Origin of the sequence: Streptomyces sp. KLMMK, assembly GCF_036961605.1 — a bacterium.
Classification (GTDB): Bacteria; Actinomycetota; Actinomycetes; order Streptomycetales; family Streptomycetaceae; genus Streptomyces; species Streptomyces telluris.
The window spans coordinates 1-2,424 of record NZ_JBAMDC010000625.1; the positions used below are offsets into that span (position 1 = coordinate 1).

Consider the following 2,424-nt stretch of genomic DNA (forward strand, 5'->3'; position numbering starts at 1 on the left):
TTCGCGTACGCGGAGCCGGGCAGCTTGTCGCCGTACGCCTTGTGGACGCGGGCGCGGTAGCCGTCGAGCGTAGTGCCCTGCGCGCCGACGGCACGGACGGCGTCGGCGTCCAGCGGCAGGACCTTGTCGCCGCGCTGGACGTACCAGGCGTCGATCTGCGGCTCACGGAAGACGGTGCCGCCGCCGAGCTTCTGCGCCCCCTCGGCGGCGTAGCGCGTCTCGTCGTCCCCGGTGGCGATGTTGACGACCTTCCAGTCGCCGCCGGTGCGCGCCGTCCACACCGACGCCTTCTGCCCGTCGGACGAGACGGCCTTGCTGGCGAGGAAGTCGAGCGTGGCGACGGGGGCGCCGTCCTTGCCCGCCACGAACTCCGGGGAGAGCGTGTAGACGGGAACCGTCGCGCCCTCGATCCTCGGCTGCGCCTTCGCCGCGGCGACCGCACCGTCGCGGGCGAAGAAGCGGGACAGCGTGCCGAGGGTCGAGGAGGAGGCGGCCGCCTCGTGCGCGGCGGAGACTCCGGCGGCGGTGGGGGCCGCGGGAGGCGCCGGCGTGGCGGCGTGCGCGAGGGGGGCGAGGCCGAGGAGGGCGGCGGTGAGCGCGCCGGCGGCCGCCGCACGGGCCGCGTTCCTCCGGACGTACTGCTGCTGGTGCATCCGGCCGGTCATGACGTCACGCCCCGATCCGGTAGAGCGAGTGGGTCCAGGAGAAGTTGTTGTTGTTGACGTACCAGCTGTGGGACGCCCAGTTGTAGCGGTTGCTGGAGGGCCAGGGGTCGCCCCAGTAGACGAACTGGTTCGCGTCGTCGTAGCCGTAGATGACGTGCATGTGGCCGCCGCCGGAGGACCACTGGATGCGCGTCTCCACCGGCCTGTTGGCGCTGACCTCGTTCTGCACGGTCGGGTAGCGCAGCCATCCGCTCACGTACGAACCGGGGTTGATGCCCGCCCACTGGAGGGCGGTCTGCACATTGCCCAGCGTGGCCTGGTTGTTGGGGCACTCCGAGCCCATCTGGCGGCGGAAGGCCGCGTTGCAGAACTGGTTCTGGGTGTAGTTGCGCCCCAGCCAGGTGGCGATGGTGTTGCCGGAGGCGGCCCAGCACCAATTGCTCTTCTGCTGGGCCTGCATGGTGATGTCGAGCTTCTTCGAGGCGCGCAGGGAGGGCTGGTCGCCGCCTGCCGCGGACGCCGTGGTGGGGACGGCGAGGAGCAGGGCGGCGGCCACGGCGGCTGCGGTGGACAGCCGTCTGCCGCGTATGCGGGGCCTTCCGGGGTTGTTCAGTTGTGCCGATGCACGGGACATGGACGTTCCTCCCGAGGCGGGGGGGTGGTGATGGAGGCGCGTCCGGACGCTGGTCAGGAGCATCAGGGAGTTGTCAGTGAATGGTCAACCGGCTTCAATGCTCGGTGAGCCGACGGTGTGAACAAGGCGTACCGGATGTGAACGTCCGCTGCCCGGCCATGAGGATCACAGCGGTCCGGCGGCCCCCGCCGCATTCACCGCTGGTGAATATTCACAGAGGCGCAGGGGTGGGACGGATGGCACGCAGACGCGCGGACGGCGACGCGACCGAGGCCGAACTGGCCCTCGCGCTGCGCACCGGGCCCTTCCACGTGGCGCTGCGGACCGCGCTGAGCGCACGGGGACTCGCGCTGCACCGGGTGCAGCACCGCCTCGCGCAGCGCGGCGTGCACGTCGGCGTGACGAGCCTCAGCTACTGGCAGCAGGGCGCGCGCCGGCCGCAGCGGGCGGAGTCGCTCAGGGCGGTGCGGGCGCTGGAGGAGCTTCTGGAGCTGCCCGCCCACTCGCTGACCCGGCTGCTGGAGCCGGCCTCCCCGCTCACCGGTGCCGAGCGGCCCGCCGCGCGCTCGTACCGCTCCCTGGTCGAGGAGTCCCGCGCCCTGGAACGGCTCCTGGCCGACCTCGGCTCCCCCTCCGACGGCGGCCTGCACACCGTGTGCCACCTGGAGCGGGTCCGCATAGGCGCCGGCCGGGAGCTGCAGGGGCGCGACTCCCACCACGTCGTGCGCGCCCACCGCGACGGCGTGGACCGCTACCTCGCCATCCACCACGGGGACCGGGGCTGCGACCCCGGCCGGGTGGCCGTGCGGGCGAACGAGAACTGCCGCGTCGGCCGGGTGCGGTGGCACACGGCGGCCGGCGTGCTCGTCGCGGAGCTGCTCTTCGACACCCGGCTGCGGGCCGGGGACACGTACGTCTTCGGCTACGGCTTCGAGGACGGCACCGCGGGGCCCAGCAGCGAGTACGTGCGCGGCTTCAGCTTCGCCGGCGGGCAGTACGTCCTGCAGGTCCGCTTCGACGCCGCCGAGCTGCCCGCGCACTGCCTGCGCTTCACCCGCACCTCGGCGGGCGCGGGGAGGGGGGGGGGGGTGGGGGGGGGGGTGGTGGGGGGGGGGGGGGGGGGGT

The 2,424-nt window shown here is 73.2% G+C and carries 3 protein-coding genes; 1 reads left to right on the top strand and 2 read right to left on the bottom strand.

Annotated features, from left to right (window positions below; translation table 11 throughout):
- A partial coding sequence (locus tag V7793_RS36430; protein ID WP_336013960.1) for a hypothetical protein occupies positions 1 to 665 on the bottom strand: 665 nt, incomplete at its 3' end.
- A 4-nt stretch (positions 666 to 669) separates the two neighbouring features.
- Positions 670 to 1,299: a papain-like cysteine protease family protein gene (locus V7793_RS36435; RefSeq protein WP_336013961.1), complete on the bottom strand. Its 630-nt coding sequence runs from the start codon at positions 1,297 to 1,299 to the stop codon at positions 670 to 672.
- Positions 1,300 to 1,535: 236 nt separating this feature from the next.
- On the opposite strand from V7793_RS36435, the gene V7793_RS36440 reads away from it, so the two are divergent.
- Positions 1,536 to 2,424: hypothetical protein (locus V7793_RS36440; protein ID WP_336013962.1), on the top strand; the 889-nt coding region annotated here is incomplete at its 3' end.